Origin of the sequence: uncultured Gimesia sp. (assembly GCF_963972345.1) — a bacterium.
In the GTDB taxonomy this organism is placed as follows: domain Bacteria; phylum Planctomycetota; class Planctomycetia; order Planctomycetales; family Planctomycetaceae; genus Gimesia.
Genome location: NZ_CAXAVM010000004.1, coordinates 59,021 through 83,782, shown reverse-complemented (window position 1 = coordinate 83,782; position 24,762 = coordinate 59,021). Strand labels below are relative to the sequence as shown.

Sequence of the window (24,762 nt, the reverse complement as noted above, 5' to 3'; positions counted from 1 at the left end):
TCCTAAGAAGATTCTGAAGTATTCTTCAGGAGTCCGCCAGTCTTGGGCTATCGCACAACCGGCTGCTATTACTTGTTTTATGTGTATAGAATGTGCTGATAGAACTTCCTTTTCTCCAAAATAAAAAATATTTCAGTCAGGTTGTCGATTTCGCAGGGGCACGTTCGACTAGATGGTAATCAAGGGTATTTGATTTCCAGCAGACTGTGTCCAGTTTTACTGTAGCGTTTCCAAGGCCATTTGGTCCGAGTATCTCAGATTGAGCGACGCTATGGTTAAATGTGATGCGCTCTGGAAGCAAATACGGTTTACCCATTTTCAGAGTATCAGTGGAGTGAAATCATGAATTCGGCTAAGCAGAACACAAACGTCAAACCCATCCCGACAGGCATGCACACGGTCACACCACATCTGGTCTGTGACGGGGCGACAGACGCGATTGCATTTTATGAAAAAGCCTTTGGAGCAGTCGAACAGATGCGTCTGCCCGGCCCGAATGGAAGGCTGATGCATGCGTGTCTCAAAATTGGTGACTCGCAAGTCATGCTGGTGGATGCAAACAGCGATTGTGGCATACAAGGACCTAAAGAATTGAGTGGGTCACCGGTAACACTGCATTTGCAGGTGGAAGACGCAGACGCGCTGGTGGAGCAGGCAGTCGCTGCAGGAGCTACTTTGAAAATGCCGGTGACCGACATGTTCTGGGGAGACCGTTACGGCCAGGTGGAAGATCCGTTCGGGCATTGCTGGGCGATCGCTACCCATGTGCGTGATCTGAGTATGGAAGAAATTCAGGAAGGCATGCAGGCGATGTTCAGCCAGGGCTGATTTCTCTGTTGCCCGTCTCCAGCTTCTTCAATACTCAAATCATCAGGAATCAGAATTATGTCCAAGGTTCAAAAAATTACTCCGTTTCTCTGGTTCAATGACAATGCCGAACAGGCGATGGAATTTTATCTGTCGGTATTTGAAAATTCGAAGAAACTGAAAATCAACCATTATGGCTCAGGAGGCCCGGGGCCTGAGGGATCGGTCATGGTCGCTGCGTTTGAACTGGAAGGCCAGCAGTTTCTCGCATTGAACGGCGGCCTCTGTTTCAATTTACGGAAGCGATCTCATTTGCAGTCAACTGTGATACCCAGGATGAAATAGACGAGCTCTGGGAAAAGTTATCCGCAGGAGGGGAGCCGGGGCAGTGTGGCTGGTTGAAAGATCAGTTCGGCCTCTCATGGCAGATCGTTCCCAGCGTCTTGCCAGAACTGGTGTCAGATCCGGATCCTGTTGTCGCCGGACGGGTAATGCAGGAAATGATGCAGATGACCAAACTGGATATCGCACGACTGCAGAGTGCCGCGGCGGGAGAATCTTACTGATCCCACTACATAACGATCATTTCACACAAGCATGATTGAGGAGAGAAAAATGAAATTTGTCTGTCTGGGTTACTATGATGACGCAACGATGGAAGGCAAAACGGAAGCCGAAATGGCAGGGTTCATGGAAGAGTGTTTTGCCTACGATGATGAATTGAGACGCGGCGGTCATTTTGTGGGAGGCGAGGCGTTACAGCGTGCAGAAGCTGCTGTGACGCTGCGGATGAAGGGGGGGCAGGTTGATGTGACCGACGGCCCCTTTGCGGAAACGAAAGAACAGATCGGGGGACTACTCTTTCTGGAAGCACGGGATTTGAATCATGCCATCGCGCTGATGTCAAAGCATCCTGGTGTCCGTTTTGGACCCTTTGAAATCCGGCCTGCGAATGCAGAAATCAACGCATTACTGGAAGCACGTGACGCCGCATTTAAGAATTCCTGATTCGCAGAGAGCAGGATTTCATTTCACCTTCTTTTATTACAAGGATTATCAAATGTTTGAAAAGCCACAGGCAGAACACAACTGGCTGGAGCCCCTGGTAGGAGAGTGGCAGACGGAAACGGAATGCCAGATGGGCCCCGGAGAGCCAACTCATACATCAACGGGAGTAACCACCTGTCGTTCACTGGAGGGGATGTGGTATCTGCTGGAAGGGAGTGGAGAGGAACCCGAGGGAGGACGCTGGTCGACATTAATGACTTTAGGCTATGATCCAGTCAAGAGTTGTTATACAGGGACGTTCGTGGGATCCATGATGACGTATCTCTGGCAGTACCAGAATGGTGTCATCACAGCAGGTAAAAAACTGACCCTGGAAGCAGAGGGGCCGAAGTTTGGTAGTGAAGGCATGACATCCTACAAAGACGCCATTGAACTGGTTGACGACTCCCACTGGATTCTTACAAGTGAAATCCTGACTGATGACGGAACATGGCTGCAGATTATGACTTCCCACAACCGTCGAAAAACATAATGGGAGCTGGCTGGATATGAAATTTATGTTACTGGTCTACGCAGAAGCAGATGCCTGGGAAGAAGAAGCACGCAAGCTGGCGATGAAGGAGTCTGTAGCCTTGTGTTACGAACTGGATGCGGAAGGAGAGTATTGCTCCGCTGCGCCTCTACAGCCGACTACCACTTCTGTCAGCATACGGGTTCGCGAAGGCGAAGCATTCATCACGGATGGTCCCTTTGCAGAAACGACGGAGCAGCTGGGCGGCTATTTTCTGGTGGACGTGGAAAACCGGGAAGCTGCCATCGCGGTAGCACGTCGAATCCCGGGCGCGCGGGTTGGTACTATAGAAGTGCGGCCCATCGTGGAACTGGATAACCTTCCTGAAGCAAAATAATCAAACGGGATTCCATCTGATTTGCTCTTTTTACTTTCATACTGAGTATAAAGGTTAACACAATGAAATATATGCTGCTGATTTATGGTGAAGAAGGAAACTGGACTGAAGAGGAACGATCTGCCTGCATGGAAGAATCAACCCAGATCTGTCATGAGCTGAATGAGAAGGGGCAATATCTTGCGTCCTCGCCGTTACATCTCGTTTCGACCGCCACCAGTGTGCGGGTCCGTGACGACCGCCGAATCGTGACCGATGGTCCGTTTGCGGAAACCACAGAACAGCTGGGGGGATATTACATCATCGACGTTGATCATCTGGACGAGGCGATTGCGATCGCCAGCCGTCTCCCACCGGCGAAAAAAGGGACTGTGGAAATCAGGCCAATTTTCGAGTTGCCGGAAATTCCTGTAAAAAAATAAACCGGATTGTCGATTTCAGAAACGCCTGTTCGACGAATGGCTAGATCATGGAAATAAACAGCAATCCTAATACGAACAGAAAGGGAAATCCAATGAAAGTCATGGTAATGGTCAAGGCAACACCCGGTTCTGAAGCAGGTGAAATGCCGAGCGAACAGTTGCTGACAGACATGGGAAACTTCAATGAGGAACTGGTAAAGGCGGGAATCATGCTCGCCGGAGAAGGGCTGCATCCCAGTTCGCGTGGTGCCCGGGTTCGTTTTTCGGATACAAATCGGACAGTGATGGATGGCCCGTTTGCAGAGACGAAAGAGCTGGTCGCCGGGTTCTGGATCTGGCAGGTGAAATCCATGGAAGAAGCGATTGAATGGGTCAAACGCTGTCCGAATCCGATGACGGAAGAATCTGATATTGAAATACGTCCCCTGTTTGAGCCCGAAGATTTCGGCGAGGAATTTACACCGGAATTGCAGGAACAGGAAGAGCGGATCCGGGCTGCGACGGAACAATTGGGATTAGCGGAAGAATAATCACTGTAATCCCGGGATTCGTATATCATTGCAGGGGAAAAGACCCATAATCACTCACTCTGAATGTGGAAGATGTAATGACGACAAAAATATTTGTAAATCTGCCTGTCAAAGACCTGGAAAAGTCGATGACTTTCTATAAAGCGTTAGGGTATTCGATCAACGAAAAGTGGACTGATGAGACCGCTGCGAGTGTGGTGATCAGCGAGGAAATTTATGCCATGCTGTTGACTTATCCCAAGTTTAAGATGTTTACTCCCAAGGAAATCTGTGATGCAACTAAAAGTACGGAAGTCCTGGTGGCATTATCCTGTGAGAATCGGGAGCAGGTTGACGCTCTGGTAAAGAAAGCTGTTGCTGCCGGGGGAAGTACTTATAATGAGCCCCAGGATCATGGCTTTATGTATGCACATGGCTTCCAGGATCTGGATGGCCATATCTGGGAAGTATTTTACATGGATCCAGCAGCGGCAGAGTAACGTTGAATCGCGATTGGTCCAGGCGCTGATGCAGGCAGATGGGGAATATGAATCAGGACGTTTTTAGAGAAATCGCCTTGTCATTCGCAGGGGCTATCGAGAAGTCTCATATGACGCATCCTGATTTTAGAGCGGGAAAAAAGCAGTTGATTTACGCCTCACTGGGAAGTCCAACTACGGAGTGGGGGATGGTGAAGCTGACTCCCGAACAGCAGGCCGCGCTGATCGAATCGGACTCCGAAGTATTCCAACCCTGCAGTGGTGCCTGGGGACAACGCGGGTACACGAATGTGAAATTGCAAAATGCCAGCAAGAAAGTTATAAAAATTGCCCTGCAGCTGGCTTATGAAAATGTGACAATATAATTGAACTGTTTAAAATCTGCTTCCCGCATCACGAGAAGGAATTAATCATGAATGACGCCATTTCCACACCGAGTCAACGTCCCCATACTGCACTGGTCTGGATTGGTCGTCTGATTGCCGCCGCCCTGGCTTTCATGTTTGGCATGAGTGGTGTGATGAAACTCAAAGGAGGTCCTGAACTGGCAGAAGGCATGGCCCATCTGGGACTGCCGGATTCGATGGTTTTTCCGCTGGCGATTCTGGAACTGACCTGCCTGGTGCTTTATCTGCTGCCCTGGACGTCAGTCGTGGGAGCAATTTTATTGACCGGTTATCTGGGCGGCGCGATGTGCACGCACTGGCGGGTCGGCGATCCTTTTGTGGTGCAGGCAGGACTTGGCGTACTGGTCTGGCTCAGCCTGTTTCTCCGCGACAAACGGTTGTGGAAGCTGATTCCCTTTCGCACACTGAAATAAGGGTAGCCCTTAAATGGTTGCGGCAAGACCTTGCAGCCTGGTTAATCACTGCTGAGAGTGGAAAGATCTTTGAAGCGTTTCTTGAAGGGCCTGTCAGCCGTGTAGCGGTGTGAGGTCATCCAGGAAAATTCGCGTTGACTGCTGTTGGCCGGATCTGGTTCGGGAAGTGCCGCTCCATCTGCCTCCACATAGGCCGTGCGAACAATTCGTACTGGTTTTGATGCGGGAGGTGCCAATTCGTAGTCGGTGCCGCGCGTCAGCAGCAGCCAGCTGTTTTCACGAAAGCCGGAGCGAAGTCGTTGTCGGGCGGCAGTAGTAAGAGATTGCTGCTGTTGTGGTGTGAAATCGTTTGAGGACTGGATCGACTTCACCAGTTTCTGAGTTTCCGAAATGTCAAAACTGACCCAGCCGTAAGGGGGCAGGAAGGCCTCCATTTTACAATGCGAGGGTGAGTTCTTGGGGTAGAGGCTCAGTCCATAGGTGACACGCGTCGGATATCCCATGGCCCGTCCCAGGGTGGCACATAAACCATGGTAATCACTGCAGTGGCCACGTCGTTGACTCAGGGCATGGTTGGCATCAGCCTGTAAGGACGCATTGATGTGATCGTAGGTCAGATTCTGATCGATCCAGCTCATCGCCTGCATCAGTCCCGGTCTTTGCTTCTCAGTGGCTTTTCCAATCTGTTTCAGTACCCGTTGAAACTGCTGCTGATCCTGTATGGATTGAGGAGTCAGGTAAGGGGCGAACTGGTCAGGCCAGTTTGAAACGGTTTCGACGGCTTCCGGCTCGAGTTGCCAGTTCAGGTTCCAGACCTGGGCCCGAAAGCGATGGGTAATGATCTGAGCTCCGTGCGGATCGTGAAACTCAAAGCAGGCAAAACGGTTTCCGTACACAGGCTCGCTCGAGATCTGCGGTTTGACTTTGTCGGGAAATGTGGTGAATTGACTGTTTTCAATTTTCTGTGCTGCATCTGATTGGGGAACTGGAATCCAGACTTTCAATACCTTGCAATGGTAGGGGGGCGTCACAATGACCGAGAACTCGACATCATGAGTGACCGGCGCACTTTTTTTCGCCGTATAGGGTGTGTCTGGACTTAATGGAGATGGGATTTCCGCAGTCAATGCAGTGCGGGGAAGCAGAGCGATAATGGATAACAGTAAGAATAGACCAGAAGGTGATTTACGAAAACACATGGTATAAATCCCTTTGTTTCAGCCTGAATTTGATGCTCAGATATTATTAAGTTCTTTAGAGTGATAAATTGTAAACTGGAAGACAGGGCGCTGGCAATGGTGGGAATCTCCAACTGATGGAATTTGATCATTCACTTCAGGCAGCCGCTGCTTTCCCGGCTGTTACGTGACATCTTGCAGCGAATCGATTAAGCTGAGGAGGCAGTGTTGTTAACAGTGTCTTATCAGACTTGGAATGACACGTTGTCTGAAATGGTCCGCATGCTCGTTGGCGTGCTCACCTGGCGTTGAGCGCCTGTCAATACAGGATTGATGGACCAATATTATCGAATTTAAAATAAAGGAATTTATCATGACGATTAAAAGAACGGGATCTGCAGTCTGGCAGGGTGGACTTAAAGATGGAAAAGGGACTGTATCTACTGAGAGTGGTGCCTTATCCAGTCTACCCTATGGTTTCTCCAGCCGCTTTGAAGGTGAGCAGGGAACGAACCCTGAAGAACTTCTGGGAGCCGCCCATGCGGGTTGTTTCTCAATGGCACTTTCGAAGATTCTCGGAGACGCCGGTCTTACAGCTGATAAGCTGGAAACGACTGCTGAGGTCTCTTTAAATCAGGTCGAAGGCGGTTTTGCGATTAAATCGGTTCACCTGACTTTGAAGGCCAGCGTTCCCGGTGCTGATGCTGCCAAAGTCGAAGAACTGGCGGGGATGGCGAAAGCCGGCTGTCCCGTTTCGAAACTGTTTAATGCCGACATTACTCTGGATGTGACTGTAGTCTAAATCGCATCACATTCAGCCATAGCGTCTCTCCTGCTATTATGCCTGGTGCAAACGGCCTTGGAGAGGCTACAGTCAAACTGGACACACTCTGGTTAATTACTGCTGTCGATATACGAAAAACCTCGGCATTGATTACGAAATCGATGCCGAGGTTTTCTTTTATGTCTGGTTTTCGAGCATTGGCTGAGGAGCAGTATTGAGTTCCTCATTTTCCGGTGAGTCTTGTTTCCGAGATGCGACCATTTTTCGCAGCACGACATAAAACACGGGGGTCAGAAAGAGTCCAAACAGAGTCACTCCCAGCATCCCGCTGAAGACTGCCGTTCCTAATGCCTGTCGCATTTCAGAACCGGCTCCCGTGGCGATCACAAGTGGAATCACCCCCAGGATAAAGGAAAAGGCGGTCATCAGAATCGGCCTCAATCGCAGGCGGCAGGCATCGACGGCTGCCTGGAACGGACTCTTGCCCGTGTCTTCTTCCGCCTTGGCGAATTCGACGATCAGAATGGCGTTCTTACAGGCAAGTCCGATCAGCACGATAAAGCCGATCTGCACCAGAATGTTATTGTCCATCTCTCGCAGCCAGATTCCAAAGACGGCACACAACAGGCACAGGGGCACGATCAGGATGACCGCGAGCGGCAGAATCCAGCTTTCGTACTGTGCAGACAGGGCCAGGAATACAAACAGCACACATAATGGGAAGATATAAATAATCGTATTTCCCGCCGCTTTCTGCTGGTAAGCGATATCCGTCCATTCGAAGCCAAAGCCTGGTGGCAGTGTTTCCCTGGCAACACGTTCCATGGTGGCAATCGACTGGCCGGAACTGAAGCCGGCCTGGGTATCTCCATTGATGTCAGCCGACGGATACAGGTTGTAGCGGACAATCCGGTCCGGCGCAGTCGTTTCACGAAGAGTGACCATCGACCCGAGCGGAACGATCGCCCCGGTACTGCTGCGGGTGCGGAGCCGGGCGATGTCTTCGCGTTCATCACGATAGCGATAATCTGCCTGTGCCGTGACTCGATAAGTACGTCCCAGGAAGTTGAAGTCATTCACATAGGAAGAGCCAAGGTAAATCTGCAATGCATCAAAGACGTTGCCGATAGGGACATCAAGCATTCGGACTTTGGTGCGATCGATGTCGGCAAAATACTGGGGAGTTCCGATAGTATAGTTCGTAAAAACCTGCACCAGTCCCGGTTCCTGCCTGGCCTGATTGATGACGGCATTGGTGGCATCCTGCAGGGCAATCATGCCGGCGCCGGACTTATCCTGGATCTGCATTTTGAATCCGCCCCCGGTACCAATCCCGCGCACGGGAGGCGGGGGGATGACGAATACGTTGGCATCTTCAATCACACTGACCCGTTTCCGCAGCTCTGCCAGGACCGCATTGACTGACTGCCCTTTTGTCGCACGGAGCCGGGCGTCTTCGAGCACAGGGAAAATAGCCGCTGAGTTGGAGCTGTTGGCACGAGTTGCTCCTGAGAACCCGACAAACGACACCGCATTAGAGACTCCGGGAACATCCAGTGCCATATCGGTAATCTGTCGCGTAACCTCATCAGTTCGATTCAGACTCGCTCCAGGTGGCAGTTGGATCGCGATAATCAGATATCCCTGGTCTTGAGCAGGAATAAAACCGGAGGGAACTTTAGTGAAGCCGAACCAGGTCAAACCGAGCAGCCCGACGTACACGATCAGCATCAGGAAACTCATTCGCAATACACGCGAAACAATGCCCGCATAAAGTTCGCTGGTAAAATCAAATACTTTGTTAAACAGGCGAAAGGGGAGTTCGCGCAGGTAGACCAGTCCTCGAATGAAGCGGAAGCGGCTGGCAGAAGTCGCTTTCTCACTCGCTGCTTTCGGAGGACGCAGCAGCAGGGCACACATTGCAGGTGTAAGTGTCAACGAGACAAAAGTCGAAATTGCAGTCGAGACGGCAATGGTAATAGCGAACTGTCGGTAAAACTGGCCACTGATTCCGGCGATGAAAGCGGTTGGTACGAAGACCGCGATCAAAACCAGCGTGGTCGCGATCAAGGCTGAACCGACTTCGTCCATGGCTTTGCGAGTCGCATCTCGAGGCGAAAGACCGGTTGCGATCAGTCGTTCGACATTTTCTACCACTACAATGGCATCGTCCACCACGATACCGATGGCGAGCACCAGGCCGAACAGTGACAGGTTATTCAAGCTGAAGCCAATGGCATACATGACGGCAAAAGTACCGACCAGTGAAATCGGGATCGCGATGGTCGGCACTATGGTCGAACGCCAGTTTTGCAGAAAGACAAATACGGTGAGTGTCACAAGCAGACCTGCCTGCCAGAGCGTGGAGAAAACTTCATCGATCGATTCTTCGACAAAGGCGGTCGGGTTGTAAATGACTTCGTGTTTCAGCCCGGGGGGGAACTGTTGGGAAAGTTCTTCGACTTTGCTGATGATACGTTCCGCCGACGCTACGGCATTGGAACCGGGACGCTGGAACATGGCGAGGGCAACTGCGTTTTTGTCGCCCAGATAGCTGCGCACGGAATAGTCGGTCGCGCCCAGTTCAATTCGCGCAACATCATTGAGACGGACAAGGCGCCCTTCTTCTCCCGATTTGAGGATGATCTCCCCAAATTCTTCTGCAGTCTGCAATCGGCCGAGTGTGTTTACATTGACCTGAAATGCTTCTTTCGTATCTGGCAGCGGCTGCTGTCCTATGACACCGGCGGCAACCTGAATGTTCTGCTGTCGCATCGCCTGGACGGCATCACCGGGAGTCAGATCGAGTGCTGCCAGACGTTCTACATCCAGCCAGACCCGCATGCTGTACTGGGTTCCCCCAAAAACCTGAATGTCTCCTACGCCATCCAGGCGTGACAGTACATCGCGAATCTGCAGGTAGGCATAATTGCTGATATAGAGTTGATCCCGGGAATCGTCGGGAGAATACAGGTGAATCACCATCATCAGGTCAGGAGAACTTTTTCGGGTAGTGACGCCAATCTGCCGCACTTCAGCAGGAAGTGTCGGCTCTGCAATGGCGACCCGGTTTTGTACCAGTACCTGGGCCTGATCAACGTCGGTCCCCAAGGCGAAAGAGACCGTCAAGGTCATGGAACCGTCAGTTGTTGCCTGGGATTCCATGTAAACCATGTTGTCAACGCCGTTGATTTCCTGCTCCAGGGGAGTGGCGACGGTTTTCGAAATCGTATCAGGTGTGGCTCCCGGATAACTGGCGCGAACGACGACGGTGGGGAGAGCGACTTCCGGATACTGGGCGACAGGCAGCAGGAAGTAAGCCAGGCTTCCCACCAGTAGCACCACCATCGAGAGCACGGATGCAAAAATGGGACGATCAATAAAGAAATGGGGAAATTTCATACGCTATTGCCCCCCATTCGGGCGGGCCGATGTCTGCGCGCCTGCCTGGTGAATATTTGAAGAAATTCCCGGTGGTGCAGGTGAGGAGCGACGGGTGAGCCATTTCTCTGGTGGTACCGGTTTGTAGTGATCCGGCAGGCTGGAATCGGAGCTTGCTTGCAGGGTTTCGAGAGACGGATCTACCGTGACACCGGGAAATATGCGTTGCAGGCCGTGAGTGACCAGCACTTCCGATCCATCCAGCCCGGAGCGTATTACTCTTAAACCTTTGGCAATGGGACCTAATTCTACGGCCTGACGTTTGATCTGTTTTTCAGCATCTACCAGATACACATATTTTTCAGACTGATCACTGCCGATCGCACTGTCGGGGATCAGAATGGCGTCATGCCGACCACTGCCGGGCAGACGGATTTCAGCAAATAAACCGGGGGTGAGACGGTCATCGTCGTTTGAGAAGATGGCACGTCCCCGCATGGTTCCCGTATTGGGATCAATGCGGTTGTCTACAAAGTCCATATGTCCGATATGGGGAAAGCCCTGTTCATCGATCAACCGCATGTAGACCGGATTTTTCACATCCCGGGAGCTTTTGCGTGTGCCTTCCCTTGAGAGCCGGGCGTATTTGAGAAAGGCCTGTTCGTCTGCATCAAAATAGCAGTGGATCGGATTGACCGAGACGATGTTTGTTAAAAGCGTTGATTGTTCAGAGCCTCCACTGATCAGGTTCCCTTCCGTTACATTACGTCGGCTGATGCGCCCGCTGATGGGTGCCCGGATCTGAGTGTATTGAATATTTAACTCAGCGGCTTCCAGATTCGCTTTTGCTGTTTCAATGGCTGCCTGTGAAGTTTTGATCCGGGCATTCGAGGATTCAATCATTGCATCGGCGGCTGCCAGGTTGGCTTCCGCCTGTAATTTTTCACTTTTGCTGACATCGACATCATCCTGTGTCGTGGCATTTTTACGCGCCAGCTGCTGGATGCGGCTCACGCGCTGGTCTGCCAGTGTCAACAGGGCGGCAGCATCTGCGCGTTCCGCCTGTGACTGTTTCAGCAGCGATTTCGATTCAGCCAGCCTGGCATTGGCTTCTTCTAATCTCGCCTGGGCAGCATTCATTTCAGCGACAAACGGGCGAGGGTCAATGATTGCCAGCAGATCACCTTTTTTGATCAATTGACCTTCTTCAAAATGAGTTGATTGCAGATAGCCACTGACTCGAGCCCGGACTTCAACGGCATCGATGGCTGCCAGGCGCCCCGTGTATTCATCCCATTCGATGACGGGCAAAACAAGAGGTCGGGCTGTGGTCACCTTGGTGGGAGGGGGAGTAACCGGCGGGGCTGCGTTCTCGGTACAGGCAATTAACGTCAGTGTCTGAATTGATAATATCAACAATGTCACTCGCGACATTTGCGATTCTCCATCGAGTCTGGCTGGAAATTTAAAGGCATCTTCAGTGGGCGGGAATCAGGATCAGCGACAGCGGGTTTCGCCTGAACTCATCGAATCCGGGATCATTACATCGGTTTCAGGGGAATAGACCCTGGTTTCCAAAACTGGTTCGGCCTTGTAGCTTCTGGTGGCAATTTTAAGAGCAGATGCCTTTTCCAAATTGAAACTGCAGTCAGGTGGCGCTGATTTCTGAATCATTTCCCAACTGTAGTAAAAAATATTTATATGTTGATATGATAGATTTTCCGTGTTAAAACTTCTTAATACTATCGAATTATATACTGACAGGTAAGAAATATACCATTCGACTTGGCCAGTCAAGTCTGATTGTGTACTATTCAGTAAGAAACAGGGGAGGCTGCCGCATGTCCGTAGGACGTCCACGCGAATTTGATACGAATCAGGCATTAGACAATGCGTTAGATGTATTCTGGCGGAATGGCTATGAAGGTACGTCGATTCTGGAATTAACCGAGGCGATGGGAATCAATCGTCCCAGTCTGTATGCCGCCTTCGGGAATAAAGCAGCGTTGTTTCATAAAGCCATCGATCGCTATATGGAAATGCGCGCCTGCCATCTTCACAGTTCACTGGATGAGCCGACGGCCCGTGCGGTTGTGAAAAAGCTCTGGAGTGGCAATATCGAACTGATTTCAAATTCAAAAAATCCGCGTGGCTGTTTCCTGGTGCAAAGTGCACTGGCCTGTGGTGATGCCGCGGATTCGATTCGCAAAGAGATGGTCAAACGCCGCGCGAAATGCGAAAAACTGTTATGCCAGAGGTTTGAACGGGCAATCGAAGAAGGAGATCTACCCGCTGGTTCCAATGCACAGCAACTCGCAAAATATGTATCCACAGTCTCCTATGGAATCGCCGTACAGGCAGCAGGCGGAGCCAGTCGTAATCAGTTGTGCGAAGTCGCTGACCTGGCATTGCAGGCTTTTCCAGATTGAGCAGGAGCTTCATCATAAATTCATCTCAGGGCGGTTGAGTCCTTAAAACAGGACGCGCTATACTGTAGTCTTCTCTGGCTGCAGAATTTCATTCATAAGCCAGTTCTATTCTCTCGCCGGTTGGAAAGAATTGTAATGAGCAACTCGAAACAGATTGCTGGAATGTTCTGCCTGCTTCTCGCTGGAACCATGCTGATACCAAAATTATCAGCGGCGAACCCTGAGGAAACGCGATCGCAGAAACGCGTACTGATTATCGGCATGGATGGTACACGACCAGATGCGTTGTTGAAGGCGAAGACTCCCACATTTGACAGGCTGATTCGCGAAGGTGCTTTTACCGATCAGGCACAGATCCTGGGAAAACGCTATCAGAAAAATGATACGATCAGTGGTCCCGGCTGGTCAAGCATTCTGACCGGTGTCTGGGCCGACAAGCATGGCGTGCACGATAATCATTTCAAAGGAAAGAACTACGAGCTGTTCCCGCATTTTTTCAAACGGCTTAAGCGGGAGCGGCCTGATGCTCAGACCGTATCGCTGGTCTCGTGGGAACCCATTCATGAATTTATTCTCTCCGAAGCCGATATTACAGAGGTCGAAGCGTTACCTCGATCGAAAAATCAGACCGCTGATCTAAGTGTCTCTGCTTCAAAGCTCAAGATTGATACACGGGATGGTCAATGGCATCATCTGCTGGCTGTTCGGAAACAGGATGAATTGCAGTTATTTCTAGACGGTAAGCAGATCGCTTCGCTGTCTGGCGTTGATCTGGATTTTGCACTCGGTGGAGACTTTTATTATCTCGGCAGAGATTCCCGTGCCGGGCAAACCTGTTTTCATGGACAACTGGATGAGGTCCGTATCTGGAAGCGGGCCTTAACGCCTGAGGAAATCGCGCAGTCGGCTAAAGTGGCAGCTGGAGGAGTTCAAACTGTCGATCGTAAGGGACTGCTCGCCGAATACACGTTTGAATCCCATCCAGAAAGCGATACGCAAGAGAGGCAATTCGCAGATACCGCCGGTCAAACGGGGCAATCATTTCCCGCCCGGGCTATTTCGCCAACATCCTCTCTCAAGCTTGTGGAAACCGGCACAGGTCAGGATTCCCAGGCACTTGAGCTACCAGCTGCAGGCGACAAAACGCATGGCCTGAAAATTGCGATGCAGAAACCGTTACGCGATATCACCCGATCGGACTTCACACTTGAAGCCCGTTTTCAGACGACGGATCAGGGACGTAATATTCTCATGGGAAATTATGATGGAAAAGCCGGCGCATTGAATCTGGAATTGCATGAAGGTAACACAGTCCGTATTTATGTTCAGCCTCCCGATCCAAGGAATGCCAGTGCTCTGGAGCGGGAAAGCGAACGGGACAAGATTATCGCAGCAAAGACAGCCCGCATCCTGCGTGAAGAGAATCCCGCGGCGATGTTTGTCTATTTCCATCAGACCGACGCGACCGGGCATGCGATTGGATTCAGCCCCGATGTCCCCGAATATATCTCGGCGATTGAAAATGTGGATGCATGTGTGAATACCGTTCTCAAGGCAATGCAATCGCGGCCCAATTATGAAAACGAGGACTGGCTGACCATCATCTGCACCGACCATGGCGGCCTGAAACGGGGGCACAGTAAAGGACATCAGGTGCCTGAAATACGTCGAGTCTTCCTGATAGTCCATGGACCGTCAGTGACACCGGGACGCATTCAGGAGCAGGCATACGTGGTAGATGTGACAGCAACCGCTCTCGCTCATCTGCTGGGGAAAGTTGACGAACAATGGCAGCTGGACGGCAAAGTTGTAGGATTGAAAAATAAGAAATAATGCGATCTTCAATAAGGGAGCCTGAGTCGCACACACCGACTCAAGCCCCTTGGTTCTTGACGCTCAGCGATTGATCATTTTCATTGCCGCTTCGGGGTAACGCTCGCCGCTGGCCTCGATCTTTGCTGCCCCTTCTTCGATTTGATTAAGCTCTGTCTCGGTGAGTTCAATCGAAGCGGATGCCATATTCTCTTCCAGTCGATGCTGTTTCGTTGTACCCGGAATAGGGACGATCCAGGGTTTCTTTGCGAGCATCCAGGCCAGGGCGATCTGGGCAGAGGTCGCCTGTTTCTGACTGGCAATATCTGTCAGGAGATCGACGAATGCCTGATTTGCTTTTCGGTTTTCGGCGGAAAGACGCGGAACTTTATTGCGAAAATCACTGCTTTCGAAAGTAGTGTGTTCATCCATTTTTCCTGTGAGGAACCCTTTACCCAAGGGGCTGAAGGGCACGAACCCGATTCCCAGTTCTTCCAGAACGGGCAGGATTTCTTCTTCCGGCTCGCGCCACCAGAGCGAGTATTCACTTTGTAACGCCGCGACGGGTTGAACTGCATGAGCCCGACGGATGACATCCACACCCGCTTCGGATAAACCAAAATGTCCAATTTTCCCGGCTTCAATCAATTCTTTCACGGTGCCTGCAACCTCTTCGATGGGGACATCGGGGTCCACACGATGCTGGTACATCAGGTCAATATGATCCGTTTGCAGTCTCTTCAGGCAGGCGTCAGTTACTTCTCTGATATGCTCTGGTCGGCTGTTCAAGCCGGTCTGATTTCCCTGTTCGTCGATGGCGAAGCCAAACTTGGTCGCAATCTTAACCTGATCACGTACGGGAGCCAGTGCTTTGCCGACGAGTGTTTCATTCGTAAAGGGACCATAGACTTCAGCTGTGTCAAACAGGGTGACGCCCAGGTCGACGGCTGCACGAATCAGCGAAATGCCCTTTGCTTCCTCAACAGGCTGACCATAACCAAAGCTCATTCCCATACAGCCAAGCCCGAGGGCGGAGACTTCCAGGCCGCTGTTGCCAAGTTGACGTGTTTTCATCGTTCATCACTTTCTGTATTGAAATCACTGATTGAGTGCTGCTAGCTGTTCTTCATCAAGCTTAGTGACGTCGGATGTCAGTTGCAACGACAGGAATGGGAGAGAATGAAGTCTGCCATGTTTGCGCATTGAGCAGCCGCAGATATAGCAGGAAAGATGGAAGTGACAAGGTAATCATCAGAGCAGTTCCATATCGAATTTCGGAGCCGGAATTTATCCTGAAGCAGAATCGAGAGAGTAAGCGTATTCTGGCAAACAGCGAGAGCGCATCACTTTTAACCATTGCGTTTCTTAATCTAAAATATTCGGCTCTAATGGCACTGAAGACGGTACAGTAAAACGGGACCCACTCTCATATAACCAATCACCACACTTCAAACGCAAACATCTATGCCCCAACTCAGAACTCGATCTGCCTTCGAAACTGGAATTGACTTTATTGAAAAACTTATCTGGAACAGCAACGCGAGCACTGGTCAGTAGATGTGAATGCAGGTTTATTGGCGGATGCAATGGCTGAAGTCCTGCTTAATCAGGTAGAGGATTTGAATTCACAGCATTAAACAAGGTTTCCCAAATCACCTGATCAGCAAGCTTTCGTGGTGTGTACGGTTACCAGAATGGCTTCTTAGAGGATTGGTAATTGTCCTGTCACAAACGGGAGCGATGACGGGATTAGCTGATGCAGTTGACATTAAGCTGCTCACATCTGAAAATCCGGAAAGATGACAGAAACTGATAGGGTATCATTGATTTTCTGACGAGCAGAATCAGACTACATTCAGGAGGACAGATTACGGTGGCACGGAAAAAAAACGTCGGCCAGAAACGAGCCAAAAAAGTTCGGGAGCGGAAGAAAAAAAAGCAGGAAAAGGCCAGGCAGGAGCACGCGAGAGTGTTGGCAGGGATCGTCAAATTAATAAACGAAGCTGATAGTGACAGTTTGCAGATCTCGGTTTCCGTTGAAAATGTAATGGCGAAAGCTCTCAGTCCTGAGGGTGACGTGACTGTCGATGAAGCCGAAGCGGACGAGTTGTTCGATGAGGCGATGGAAGCCCCCACTACGGGAACCTGTTGCAGGCTGCTGGAAGCAGCACTCGCCAAAAATCCTCGCCATATTGATGCCCTGGTCGAACTTGCTCAACTTTGCGAAGACGACAACACGGCGTTCTATTTTCTCAGTCGCGCGATCGAATTCGGCGAAGAGGATTTGGAGGATGAACTTCGCAATAACATGGGCGATTTCTGGGGACTGCACCATACGCGACCGTTTATGCGGGCCAAACAGGACATCTCAGAAAGGTACTATGAAACTGGAGATCTGCTTAACGCCGCAGGCGAAATGGAAGAGATGTTGCAGCTGAATTTCCTTGATAACCAGGGCATGCGATGGACGCTGATGGAAGTCTATTGCCGTATGGATCGCCTGGACGATGCCGAACAGCTGCTGCAGAAGTATCCGGATGATTGTTTTCCTTTTCTGCAATTCACCGCTTTACTGGTTCGATTCCGGAAAGAAGGTGATACCCCGAAACTGAGAACTTCCCTGCGCGAACAGGCGAACCGTAATCCACATATTGTTCCACGATTACTGGACCCGAGTCTAATCAGTTACGAACCGATCCCATTGTTCGTACCTGGGTCGCCGGACGAGGCGGACTTGTACTGTCAGCAGTTTCTATTTGTCTGGAAGGCAACTCCAGGAGCAATTACCTGGCTCCGACAGGCAGCCCGCGATTTGCCTTCCTCAGAAGTCGGCCCAGACAAAGATGTGAAGAAAAAAATCCAGAAGCTCCGCACTAAGGTAAAGAAACTGGATTCGTGTACGGAGACATGGTTCTGCGACGCGAAACTGCTCTCGGAGCAGGAAGACGATGGCTGGTTGCTGACCGTTGTGGAAGAGTCAACGGAAACTGTGATCTATCTTGAACCAGGAGAGGATCCACTGGGGGCGGACACTGTTCTCGATGGTCTATTAAACTGCATGCTGGCACCCCATGACGAGAAACCGCGGAAGCCAGCCGCTATCGAATTGACAGACACAGGACTTCATCGATCATTGAAGAAGCGCCTCGAACGTTTGGGAATTGCATTGAACCTGACGGACGAAAGACCAGCAGTATTGGACTTCATCGAACGTTCTGCACCGATACCGGGGCTGCCGGTTCAGATTGATATCGATGATCTTCGAGACACTCTCATGTCATCCGCAACCTGGGAAATCGACTGGCGGCAAATCGATCAGTGGTTACCGGATGAGGAGACTGGCGAACTCATGCAGCCCTGGATGATCATTGTTGCCGACAGGGAAGACCTGGTTCTGTCACAGCAGTTAATACTGACGCCACCGGATTCCAACACAATTCTCAGTGTTATCGGAGAAGCCATACTCAATCCGCCTGGCGGGACTCCGTCGCGACCTACCACGATTTGGGTACCGTCTGCCGAACATCATCTGGATGTGAAACCGGTAGCCGACGATATCGGCGTCGAATGTGTTGTCGGACAGTGCCAGTTGATAGATCAGATGTTTGAAAGTCTGTCGCAGCACATGGACGAGGCTGTCGGAGGGCCTCCCGCTCTGGTGTCTCTGCCTAGCGTGACTCCTGACATGGTCGGAGATTTTTACGAAGCTGCAGCGGATTTCTATAAATCACGTGTATGGACATCGACTCATCCTGAATCCGTAGTCGAGATTCAATGCAGTGAGTTGATTCATGGACGCTGGTATGCAGTGATCATGGGGCAAATGGGACAGGAAATCGGAATCATCTTCTTTGATGATCCCGAGGCACTCGAGTCGGTGTTTGCGTCCGATCCGTCTGATCTCGGTGCCGGCGCCAAACAGATACACGGGATTTCATTTTCACTTAACGAACAGTCGTTTGTGAATCCACGTGATGTCGCAGCCGCGGAACAGTTTGGCTGGTCTGTTGCAGGTCCCGAGGCGTGGCCCATGGGTTTCTTCATTGCCGATAGCGACTTCCGGCCACTCACTGCAGTAGAACTACAGTTTCTGGCGGCAGCAACGCGCTCTGTCACGAAGCAACTGAAATCACAAGAAAAATCTCTCGTGACGTCGGTCCCACTGCATGATCGAATCGTTCAAGTGTTGACCAGCAGGGAATAACATCGCACAGCGGCATACCACCGCAAGCCATAAGGCAAAGCTCGCTCCGCGAGGGGATTGGATACATACCGGTCTAAAAGGGAGCGGGCTACTCCTGGCTGCGGCGTGTACTTTTTATTCCAGGCCGAAATTTTAACTCGACATCGCAGGGTCTGGCTTCCACTTCGAAATGAAAGAGAAAGCCACAAAAAGCAAAACGACTTACCATCCGGCAGGGATGATAAGTCGTTAAGAAATGTGAGTCGGGACGACAGGATTTGAACCTGCGACCTCTACACCCCCAGTGTAGCGCGCTACCAGGCTGCGCTACGTCCCGATTGTTGAGAAACTCTGGTTTATCAGCCCCGAGTTCTATAACTTGCTGTTGATACGCACTTTATCGCACGCTTGGACAAGAAATTCAAGATAACGGGCACACTTACCCGCTTTTGTCTGCAAAATAATTTCCTGCATTCCGCAAATCTGCTGTTTTTGTGATCTATTTAGAGTAGGGAAACAAGAATTCGGGAAGAGGTTCGCAGTTTTCCAGAGAAGAAATGTAGTTGGTGCTTGTTTTAAGCTATTGCAGTAAAATGACTTAAGGTGAATGTGGAATATATATCCGAGAGAAACTTGTCTTGGCAGAAATCTGGGATCTCTGTAGAATCCCCGCTCTTCTATCGGGTTTCCCGACCCGAAATCGAGTTATTTGCCGTTCAAGTTACTTCTGATTCCAATAATTCATGTCCGATCCCCGTCAGCCTGAAAATTCCGGTGATTGCTGCGTTACCGCTGTGAATACAAAGCGGCGGTGTCTGTTTGCGCTTCTGGTTCTGTTGGCGATCACACAATCTGGCTGTGTGCATCGGAGAATGACGATTCGTTCGATACCCGCCGGGGCGCTGGTCAAGGTGGATGGAGATGAAATCGGTTATACACCGGTGTCCGTTGATTTCACTTATTATGCCACACGGGAAATTACACTGACCAAAGATGGTTATGAAACGCAGACCGTGATGCAGAAAGTGCAAACTCCCTGGTATCAGGTATTCCCCCTGGATGCGGTCTCAGACAATCTGCTGCCCTTTGAAGTAACGAATCGACACGAGTTTACCTACCAGCTACAGCCGAAAGTAGTCGTGCCGACCGAGGAGTTACTGAATCGGGGGAATATGCTGCGCAGCGATACCCAGATAGGTCAGTGACCGGGTTCAACGCTGTTTCTGCTGCGCTGATTGTTTCTGCATGAATTCCAGAAGGGAATAAGTGTCCTCATAGGATGTCGAATGTCCCTGCTCGGGACGATCAATCAACAGGACCGGCTTTTCCAGTTGTTTCAGAATCTGGGACAGGCGACGGGCACTTTCCGGAGGCACCAGTTGATCCTTGCCGCCTACCGAAATGCTGACGGGCATGGTGAACTTCTCCGGCCAGTATTCCGCGCTTCGTTTTTTATATTCGAGTGGAATTTCCTGTTTGGTGCCCCCAAAGGATGCCTGAATCGCAGGCTGGAATTTGTCATATTCCAGATGGTTGGCTGTGGGATTCATCGCGGCAACGCCAGCAACGAGATCCGGGTGCAGGGCCGCAAAGGTCAGGCTGGAAGAACCGCCCATGGAACCGCCACACAGGTAGACCTGTCTGATCTGATATTGTTTTTTGAGATTGCTGATGATCTGGACGAGGTCTGCTTCTGCTTTGGGACCCATCCAGGAGGTACGTGCGCGATAGTCGGGTGAGACATACAGCATCTGATGCTTCGCGGCGAAGTCGCGGGCTGCCTTGCATTCCCCTCTCATCTCTTTGACAAACTGCCAGCGATCCGAGCCATGTCCGTGCAATGCGATCAAGACAGAATGAGCCTGCTGGTCATGAAACGGTTGTGGCAGCATGAGAACGTAGTGTTGCCGGCTCTGGTCACAGTGGGCAGTGAATGCAATTTCTTGAGGAGCAGACAGTTTCGCTTCGGGATCTGCTGCGTAAATTACGGAAAACATGAGAAAACAGATTAACGGCAATAAGAAACAGATCTGTAGTCGATTCTGCATATAACGATTCATGATAATCTGCCTGTCAGGATGTCCTTACCAGAAGAGTCCAAAAATTATCCAGAAAGAGACCGCGATTAAGATCAGGGCGTACCAGTTGGGATTCAAATATTGGGGAGTGGGTTTTTTGAATGGGTTGATTTTGATGTCCTGCAGTTCTGCCCGGCTGTTTTCAAGCCAGTTCTGATCTTTTGATATATCTTCCTGTTTGAGGACCAGGGTTGTTTCCTTTTTGAGCCAGCCCCATTTGAAAGCCGCTAAAAACATTGCGAGTGCAGTGACCAGCATGGAGCAGGGAAAGGCATACCATTTTTCCGTGAGTAGAGGACTAAGCCAGCCGATATCAACCAGTTCTCGGTCGATGAAACCCAGTAGCCCAAATGACGAGCCGGCGATCAGCCCGACCAGTCCGCTCTGGCGGGGCACGCGTGAGAGAACGCCCAGTAGATAGATCGTAAACAGTGGCGTGACAAAAATCGGAATCAGTGTGCGAAAGGCCTGTATCATATTGTCATAGCGGACGATGAAAGGAATATACAGAAACCCGATCAGCAGTATGCCAACGGTCGCCCAGCGCGTCACTTTGAGATAATGTTTTTCGGTCTGGCTGGTGCAGATCCAGCGTGCATAGATATCTCGAGTGAATAACGCGGATAACGCAGAGCCGATGGAATCGAAGGTGCTGATGGCGGCGGAGAGAATTCCGGCGACCACCAGACCTTTAAATCCGGGAGCCAGAAACTGGTTCGCATAATACGGGAACAACTGGTCGGCTGAGGAGTGTTCCGTAAATTCAGGTACGAGGACACGTCCCATGACGCCCATCAGCGTTGTGCCAATCATGATGGGCATGATCAGCAGGCAGCCGAAGAGCGTTGCCATCTTCATATCCCACAGGGAGCGGGCCCCCATCAGCCGCATGGTCTGCGTGTGGTTTACGGTGTAATATCCCAGGCCAATTATCGACCAGCCCATCACGATCAGGTAGGGGGAAGTGGACTGGCTGTCCTGAAACTGACCGATGTGCAGCCAGTTAATCAGTGGCTGTCCATTGGCATCGGTTGACTCTGAGAGCTTCTGAACGGTCGCCGTCCAGCCACCACTGGCTGACCAGACAGCGGAGAAAATAGTGATGCCACCCGCGATCATGATCAGACTCTGCAGGGCATCAGTCCAGACAACAGACGTGAGTCCACCCCAGGTTGTATAGGCGGCAGTAAAGATGACGAGGAGTACAATCAGGGACCAGCATTGAACGGGTGAGAAATCAAGAATGCCCTGCAGCATCAGGTAGATAGACCAGATCATCAATCCCAGCATACTCGTGCGATACTGAATCTGAATCAGCGCGCTGATGGTGCGAATCGATTTTCCAAAGCGGGTTTCCAGGTATTCTGCGTTCGTATAGAAGCCTCCCTTGTAGAGTACCGGGACGACAACAAACGATGCTAAGACAGCGCCACAGACACTGGCCAGTGTGAATGCCGTGATGATATGCATGCCATTGTTGTATGCATAGCCTGTGAGTGAGACGGCATCGGCATTATCAACACTGGTTGCGAAAATGGAAAGGCCCAGTCCCCACCAGGGGAGTGAGCGACCTCCCAGAAACCAGTCACTGCTGGAGTGGGTACTGCGAGCGAGGTAAAACCCGAAGGCGATTACCGACCCGTTCAGCACGAATACAATGATCCAGTCCAGCCAGCTCATGTCAGTGATCTCTCTTGATTCGAAAGCGGTCTTCAGGCAAATGTTTTCAGAACATCAGCTTCCACATCATGGGCGAGGCAGAACAGGATATCACCCTGACTGGTTAAAGTCGGTCCCCGATGTGCAATGGCGATTCCCTTCGAAGGAGCGTGAATCAGAGTTGGTTCGCGATCAGGGCGTTCCAGGAAATGCAGTGCGCCTAAAGGCTGATCTGCCGAGACATCCGCGCCTACATCAACGAAGCTCTCGAAGATACCTGATTCGGGGGCGAAAATATAATCTTCCGCGTCCAGTGCCTGGATCCAGCGTGTTGGAGGCAGCCCCAGATCTGAGCGCGAGGTTTCTTCCCCGGCGAGAACGTTGAGGTGGATGAGTACATTGTGCAGTCCAGACTGGCAGAGACGATGTACGGCGGCATTCGTGACTTCGCCGCCTCCCATTTCAGTAGTGACAACGGTTTTTCCCATATTTTCTGCTTCAACCGGCAACAGACCTTTGCCGGCAATGTCAGCATACAGGAAGGAAAAGTCGGTATTGTATGCTGCAGTTGCAGCCGCCATGCGACGACGCTGTTCCCGATCTTCCACCAGATGCATATGAGCACACGGATAGAAATAAACGCCACGCCCACCGGTGTGCAGATCAATGACGACATCGACGCGGGGAAAGATTTCGTGAGTCAGATAATGGGCGATGATCTCGGTGACGGTGCCTTCTGCATTGCCGGGAAAACAGCGGTTCAGATTTTTGCCATCCAGGGGGGAGAGTCTGGTGGCGGCTTTGGCAGCGGGAATATTGATTGCCGGAATAAAGATGATACGTCCCGAAATTTCTTCCAGGTTCAACGATTTCATCAATTTCATGATAGCGATCTGTCCGGGATATTCATCGCCATGATTGCCCGCCATGAGCAGCACGGTCGGGCCTGTGCCGCGCGCCATGGTTGAGATGGGAATTTGCAGCTGTGACCAGCCACTCAGGTTGTAAGAGAAGGGGATATTCAGAGTTCCCCATTGAATACCGGGTTTATCGAAATCGATCCTTGTGCTGATCGGAGTCTGAGACATAGGGTGGCTTCTTCTGTTTGTGGATGAACACGGGATGTATTACTTCGATTCTGCGACAAGATGGGCTGCAACGAAATCTTCATTCAGGGTGATGCCGAGCCCGGGGCGGTTGGGGACCTGAATGACTCCATTCTCGGCCTGTACTTTTTCGAGAGTCAACTCGTGCCGGAGTGGCTCATCTTCAACGCAGTCCTCAAAGAGGAAAGCATCTTTGCAGGTGGCCAGCCAGTGCAGACTGGCGGCGACGGTAATCGGGCTGGTGTAACAGTGATTGCAGGGGCGGGCACCGATTTCTGCGACGCGTTGCTTTAGATAACTGGCTTCGGTAAAACCATTCCGTGCCAGGTCGATCTGATAGACATCCAGTGCACGTTGTTCAAAGTAAGGGCGAAACGATTCGCGGCCGCACTCTTCTTCACCGGCCGCGATGGGAACCGGAGAGCGGTCTCTCAGCCAGGCATAACCGGCGACATCGTGGGGAAAAAGAGGCTCTTCAAGCCAGCCAATATTGTATTCGGAAAAAGCGTGTGCCCGCTGCAACGCGGTTCGGGCGTCCCAGACACAGCCGGCGTCGATCAGTAATATACCGTCGCCCATCCCTTCGCGTGCTCCCGCGACCAGTTCTATGTCGAGCTGTTCCGACTGGCCCATCGGTTCCCAGCCAAATTTGACCGCGGTATAGCCATTTTCTATCCACCGCTGACCGATATCACAGGTTTCCTGGCCATCTTTACCGAACAGAATGGAAGCATAAGCCTGGAATTCCGAATGATATTGGCCTCCCAGTAAGCGATGAATGGGTTCGTTAAAATGTTTTCCCTTCAGGTCCCAGAGCGCCATGTCGATGGCTGCCATGGCGGTGATCGTGACACCGGTCCTGCCGAAGTACATCGTATGGCGATACATTTTCTGCCAGAGACGTTCTGTTTCGAGCGGGTTTTCCCCGATCAGCAGCTCGCGCAGTCCGCAGGCGACGTTATGGCTGTAGGGGGCATCAATGATGGCTTTGACGACTTCCGGTGAGGAGTCAGCTTCACCAATGCCTTCCAGTCCATTATCTGTTTTAATGCGGACCAGCACTGAATCCTGGCAACTGGCGGTTTTGTTAGTGACAGAACCGGAACGCAATATCTGGCAAGTGATTTGTTCAATTATCATCGAAGTTGAAAGCCTTGACTGAAAAGAATCGTGGGATG

Annotated in this window: 24 protein-coding genes and 1 tRNA gene; 16 read left to right on the top strand and 9 right to left on the bottom strand. The window is 51.1% G+C overall.

Annotated features, from left to right (window positions below):
* Nucleotides 1-342 precede the first annotated feature (342 nt).
* The 11 genes from AACZ40_RS01285 (at nt 343) to AACZ40_RS01235 (ending at nt 4,974) form a co-directional block, all read left to right on the top strand.
* Nucleotides 343-828, top strand: coding sequence for a VOC family protein (locus AACZ40_RS01285; RefSeq protein WP_291175581.1), 486 nt, complete (start codon nt 343-345; stop codon nt 826-828).
* Nucleotides 829-885: 57 nt separating this feature from the next.
* Complete coding sequence (locus AACZ40_RS01280) at nt 886-1,152, top strand: VOC family protein (RefSeq protein WP_339672855.1); 267 nt, start codon at nt 886-888, stop codon at nt 1,150-1,152.
* Between the two features lie 53 nt (nt 1,153-1,205).
* Nucleotides 1,206-1,373 carry a hypothetical protein gene (locus AACZ40_RS01275; RefSeq protein ID WP_339672852.1) on the top strand — a complete coding sequence of 56 codons (168 nt, stop codon included), beginning with the start codon at nt 1,206-1,208 and terminating at the stop codon, nt 1,371-1,373.
* 49 nt (nt 1,374-1,422) lie between these two features.
* Complete coding sequence (locus AACZ40_RS01270) at nt 1,423-1,815, top strand: YciI family protein (RefSeq protein WP_291175574.1); 393 nt, start codon at nt 1,423-1,425, stop codon at nt 1,813-1,815.
* Between the two features lie 52 nt (nt 1,816-1,867).
* On the top strand, nt 1,868-2,347 hold the full coding sequence (locus AACZ40_RS01265; RefSeq protein WP_291175571.1) for a DUF1579 domain-containing protein: 480 nt from the start codon (nt 1,868-1,870) through the stop codon (nt 2,345-2,347).
* Nucleotides 2,348-2,363: 16 nt separating this feature from the next.
* Entirely contained in the window at nt 2,364-2,723 is a 360-nt protein-coding gene (locus tag AACZ40_RS01260; protein ID WP_291175567.1) for a YciI family protein, read from the top strand.
* Nucleotides 2,724-2,785: 62 nt separating this feature from the next.
* Complete coding sequence (locus AACZ40_RS01255; protein ID WP_291175562.1) at nt 2,786-3,145, top strand: YciI family protein; 360 nt, start codon at nt 2,786-2,788, stop codon at nt 3,143-3,145.
* A 92-nt stretch (nt 3,146-3,237) separates the two neighbouring features.
* Nucleotides 3,238-3,675: a YciI family protein gene (locus AACZ40_RS01250; RefSeq protein ID WP_291175559.1), complete on the top strand. Its 438-nt coding sequence runs from the start codon at nt 3,238-3,240 to the stop codon at nt 3,673-3,675.
* Nucleotides 3,676-3,752: 77 nt separating this feature from the next.
* Nucleotides 3,753-4,154 (top strand): VOC family protein, encoded by a 402-nt coding sequence (locus AACZ40_RS01245; RefSeq protein ID WP_291175556.1) that lies wholly within the window; start codon nt 3,753-3,755, stop codon nt 4,152-4,154.
* Nucleotides 4,155-4,264: 110 nt separating this feature from the next.
* Nucleotides 4,265-4,519: a hypothetical protein gene (locus AACZ40_RS01240; protein ID WP_291175554.1), complete on the top strand. Its 255-nt coding sequence runs from the start codon at nt 4,265-4,267 to the stop codon at nt 4,517-4,519.
* A gap of 47 nt (nt 4,520-4,566) precedes the next feature.
* On the top strand, nt 4,567-4,974 hold the full coding sequence (locus AACZ40_RS01235; RefSeq protein WP_291175551.1) for a DoxX family protein: 408 nt from the start codon (nt 4,567-4,569) through the stop codon (nt 4,972-4,974).
* 41 nt (nt 4,975-5,015) lie between these two features.
* Here AACZ40_RS01235 and AACZ40_RS01230 read toward each other — a convergent pair whose 3' ends face one another.
* Nucleotides 5,016-6,173, bottom strand: a complete 1,158-nt coding sequence (locus AACZ40_RS01230; RefSeq protein WP_339672843.1) for a transglutaminase domain-containing protein — start codon at nt 6,171-6,173, stop codon at nt 5,016-5,018.
* Between the two features lie 352 nt (nt 6,174-6,525).
* Between AACZ40_RS01230 and AACZ40_RS01225 the strand changes: the two genes are divergently transcribed.
* Entirely contained in the window at nt 6,526-6,954 is a 429-nt protein-coding gene (locus AACZ40_RS01225) for an OsmC family protein (protein ID WP_291175545.1), read from the top strand.
* 159 nt (nt 6,955-7,113) lie between these two features.
* Here the strand turns inward: AACZ40_RS01225 and AACZ40_RS01220 are convergent, their stop codons facing one another.
* Together AACZ40_RS01220 and AACZ40_RS01215 are read right to left on the bottom strand one after the other, a co-directional pair.
* Nucleotides 7,114-10,338, bottom strand: a complete 3,225-nt coding sequence (locus AACZ40_RS01220; RefSeq protein WP_291175542.1) for a multidrug efflux RND transporter permease subunit — start codon at nt 10,336-10,338, stop codon at nt 7,114-7,116.
* 3 nt (nt 10,339-10,341) lie between these two features.
* A complete protein-coding gene (locus AACZ40_RS01215) occupies nt 10,342-11,751 on the bottom strand; it encodes an efflux RND transporter periplasmic adaptor subunit (RefSeq protein ID WP_291175539.1) in 1,410 nt (469 codons plus the stop codon).
* Nucleotides 11,752-12,158: 407 nt separating this feature from the next.
* On the opposite strand from AACZ40_RS01215, the gene AACZ40_RS01210 reads away from it, so the two are divergent.
* The gene (locus tag AACZ40_RS01210) at nt 12,159-12,746 is read left to right on the top strand and encodes a TetR/AcrR family transcriptional regulator (protein ID WP_291175536.1); all 588 of its coding nucleotides are present in this window, start codon (nt 12,159-12,161) and stop codon (nt 12,744-12,746) included.
* A 135-nt stretch (nt 12,747-12,881) separates the two neighbouring features.
* Entirely contained in the window at nt 12,882-14,579 is a 1,698-nt protein-coding gene (locus AACZ40_RS01205) for a LamG-like jellyroll fold domain-containing protein (RefSeq protein WP_291175533.1), read from the top strand.
* Nucleotides 14,580-14,642: 63 nt separating this feature from the next.
* On the opposite strand, the gene AACZ40_RS01200 is transcribed toward AACZ40_RS01205, so the two are convergent.
* Nucleotides 14,643-15,632, bottom strand: a complete 990-nt coding sequence (locus tag AACZ40_RS01200) for an aldo/keto reductase (RefSeq protein ID WP_291175530.1) — start codon at nt 15,630-15,632, stop codon at nt 14,643-14,645.
* 799 nt (nt 15,633-16,431) lie between these two features.
* Between AACZ40_RS01200 and AACZ40_RS01195 the strand changes: the two genes are divergently transcribed.
* Nucleotides 16,432-18,762: a hypothetical protein gene (locus tag AACZ40_RS01195; RefSeq protein WP_291175527.1), complete on the top strand. Its 2,331-nt coding sequence runs from the start codon at nt 16,432-16,434 to the stop codon at nt 18,760-18,762.
* 242 nt (nt 18,763-19,004) lie between these two features.
* On the opposite strand, the gene AACZ40_RS01190 is transcribed toward AACZ40_RS01195, so the two are convergent.
* A tRNA-Pro gene (locus tag AACZ40_RS01190) sits at nt 19,005-19,078 on the bottom strand.
* 406 nt (nt 19,079-19,484) lie between these two features.
* Here AACZ40_RS01190 and AACZ40_RS01185 point away from each other — a divergent pair.
* Nucleotides 19,485-19,946 carry a PEGA domain-containing protein gene (locus AACZ40_RS01185; RefSeq protein ID WP_291175524.1) on the top strand — a complete coding sequence of 154 codons (462 nt, stop codon included), beginning with the start codon at nt 19,485-19,487 and terminating at the stop codon, nt 19,944-19,946.
* Nucleotides 19,947-19,952: 6 nt separating this feature from the next.
* On the opposite strand, the gene AACZ40_RS01180 is transcribed toward AACZ40_RS01185, so the two are convergent.
* Genes AACZ40_RS01180 through AACZ40_RS01165 form a run of 4 tightly spaced genes read right to left on the bottom strand, consistent with a single transcriptional unit; the run spans nt 19,953 to nt 24,724 of the window.
* Entirely contained in the window at nt 19,953-20,801 is an 849-nt protein-coding gene (locus AACZ40_RS01180; protein ID WP_291175521.1) for an alpha/beta fold hydrolase, read from the bottom strand.
* A gap of 24 nt (nt 20,802-20,825) precedes the next feature.
* Nucleotides 20,826-22,499: a sodium/solute symporter gene (locus AACZ40_RS01175; protein WP_291175518.1), complete on the bottom strand. Its 1,674-nt coding sequence runs from the start codon at nt 22,497-22,499 to the stop codon at nt 20,826-20,828.
* 32 nt (nt 22,500-22,531) lie between these two features.
* Complete coding sequence (locus AACZ40_RS01170) at nt 22,532-23,566, bottom strand: succinylglutamate desuccinylase/aspartoacylase family protein (RefSeq protein WP_291175515.1); 1,035 nt, start codon at nt 23,564-23,566, stop codon at nt 22,532-22,534.
* A 39-nt stretch (nt 23,567-23,605) separates the two neighbouring features.
* Nucleotides 23,606-24,724: a mandelate racemase/muconate lactonizing enzyme family protein gene (locus tag AACZ40_RS01165; RefSeq protein ID WP_291175512.1), complete on the bottom strand. Its 1,119-nt coding sequence runs from the start codon at nt 24,722-24,724 to the stop codon at nt 23,606-23,608.
* Nucleotides 24,725-24,762: the final 38 nt, after the last annotated feature.

Bases quoted from the DNA above. Each gene is read 5' to 3' on its own strand.
- AACZ40_RS01235 (WP_291175551.1), top strand. From the start codon at position 4,567: ATGAATGACGCCATTTCCACACCGAGTCAACGTCCCCATACTGCACTG.
- AACZ40_RS01170 (WP_291175515.1), bottom strand. From the start codon at position 23,566: ATGTCTCAGACTCCGATCAGCACAAGGATCGATTTCGATAAACCCGGT.
- AACZ40_RS01225 (WP_291175545.1), top strand. From the start codon at position 6,526: ATGACGATTAAAAGAACGGGATCTGCAGTCTGGCAGGGTGGACTTAAA.
- AACZ40_RS01215 (WP_291175539.1), bottom strand. From the start codon at position 11,751: ATGTCGCGAGTGACATTGTTGATATTATCAATTCAGACACTGACGTTA.
- AACZ40_RS01280 (WP_339672855.1), top strand. From the start codon at position 886: ATGTCCAAGGTTCAAAAAATTACTCCGTTTCTCTGGTTCAATGACAAT.
- AACZ40_RS01200 (WP_291175530.1), bottom strand. From the start codon at position 15,632: ATGAAAACACGTCAACTTGGCAACAGCGGCCTGGAAGTCTCCGCCCTC.
- AACZ40_RS01180 (WP_291175521.1), bottom strand. From the start codon at position 20,801: ATGAATCGTTATATGCAGAATCGACTACAGATCTGTTTCTTATTGCCG.
- AACZ40_RS01250 (WP_291175559.1), top strand. From the start codon at position 3,238: ATGAAAGTCATGGTAATGGTCAAGGCAACACCCGGTTCTGAAGCAGGT.
- AACZ40_RS01240 (WP_291175554.1), top strand. From the start codon at position 4,265: ATGACGCATCCTGATTTTAGAGCGGGAAAAAAGCAGTTGATTTACGCC.
- AACZ40_RS01285 (WP_291175581.1), top strand. From the start codon at position 343: ATGAATTCGGCTAAGCAGAACACAAACGTCAAACCCATCCCGACAGGC.
- AACZ40_RS01230 (WP_339672843.1), bottom strand. From the start codon at position 6,173: ATGTGTTTTCGTAAATCACCTTCTGGTCTATTCTTACTGTTATCCATT.
- AACZ40_RS01220 (WP_291175542.1), bottom strand. From the start codon at position 10,338: ATGAAATTTCCCCATTTCTTTATTGATCGTCCCATTTTTGCATCCGTG.
- AACZ40_RS01255 (WP_291175562.1), top strand. From the start codon at position 2,786: ATGAAATATATGCTGCTGATTTATGGTGAAGAAGGAAACTGGACTGAA.
- AACZ40_RS01175 (WP_291175518.1), bottom strand. From the start codon at position 22,499: ATGAGCTGGCTGGACTGGATCATTGTATTCGTGCTGAACGGGTCGGTA.
- AACZ40_RS01270 (WP_291175574.1), top strand. From the start codon at position 1,423: ATGAAATTTGTCTGTCTGGGTTACTATGATGACGCAACGATGGAAGGC.
- AACZ40_RS01260 (WP_291175567.1), top strand. From the start codon at position 2,364: ATGAAATTTATGTTACTGGTCTACGCAGAAGCAGATGCCTGGGAAGAA.
- AACZ40_RS01165 (WP_291175512.1), bottom strand. From the start codon at position 24,724: ATGATAATTGAACAAATCACTTGCCAGATATTGCGTTCCGGTTCTGTC.
- AACZ40_RS01265 (WP_291175571.1), top strand. From the start codon at position 1,868: ATGTTTGAAAAGCCACAGGCAGAACACAACTGGCTGGAGCCCCTGGTA.
- AACZ40_RS01210 (WP_291175536.1), top strand. From the start codon at position 12,159: ATGTCCGTAGGACGTCCACGCGAATTTGATACGAATCAGGCATTAGAC.
- AACZ40_RS01245 (WP_291175556.1), top strand. From the start codon at position 3,753: ATGACGACAAAAATATTTGTAAATCTGCCTGTCAAAGACCTGGAAAAG.
- AACZ40_RS01185 (WP_291175524.1), top strand. From the start codon at position 19,485: ATGTCCGATCCCCGTCAGCCTGAAAATTCCGGTGATTGCTGCGTTACC.
- AACZ40_RS01205 (WP_291175533.1), top strand. From the start codon at position 12,882: ATGAGCAACTCGAAACAGATTGCTGGAATGTTCTGCCTGCTTCTCGCT.